Here is a 623-nt window from a genome sequence, read left to right as displayed (position 1 = left end):
GGATTGATCTCACCGTGCCCAGAAATCGATACATTGTGCCTAAGCCTTGGGCGCGTCTGTTGCCAAATCGGACCAAAACATGAACGAAATGAATAACCCGGTGAAACTGCGAACATTGGATCTCTTCGAACAAATTGACGCACCCGAACTCCCCACTCAATGCAGGAATCACTCCAAGCAGCTACTGCCTTTCGACGTCGCCAAATTCATCAAGGAATCGGAAGCTCCTTATTTTCAATCGTCGCACGGAGCGCTGTTCGACGGTGATTGTATGGAGTTCTTAAAACGGGTGAAGCCCGGGGTAGTCGATACCGTGTTCGCTGATCCACCATTCAACCTTGATAAAAGGTACGGGTCGAAGTCCAACGACAACCTGCCTGATGTCAAATACCTCGAATGGTGCAAGGCGTGGCTGGATGAGTGCGTGCGTGTCCTAAAACCGGGTGGCTCGCTGTTTGTCTACAACTTGCCTCGTTGGAACATTGTGCTTGGAGCATATCTGATGGAACTGGGGATGATGTTTCGCCATGACATCACAGTTGAGGTGAAATCTACATTACCTATTCCCGGTCGATTATACCCTGCTCACTATTCATTACTTTATTTCACGAAGGGGAAGCCCA

Annotated in this window: 1 protein-coding gene; it reads left to right on the top strand. The window is 49.1% G+C overall.

Features of this window, described 5'->3' with window-relative positions:
• Nucleotides 1–79: 79 nt before the first annotated feature.
• On the top strand, nucleotides 80–623 hold a 544-nt coding region (locus ACFFP0_RS30635), incomplete at its 3' end, for a DNA-methyltransferase (RefSeq protein ID WP_377266021.1).

The sequence above is a fragment of the Neorhizobium puerariae genome, from assembly GCF_042429745.1.
GTDB classification, from domain to species: Bacteria; Pseudomonadota; Alphaproteobacteria; order Rhizobiales; family Rhizobiaceae; genus Neorhizobium; species Neorhizobium puerariae.
The sequence above is the reverse complement of the archived record's forward strand: the minus strand, read 5'-3'. Positions and strand labels throughout refer to the sequence as shown.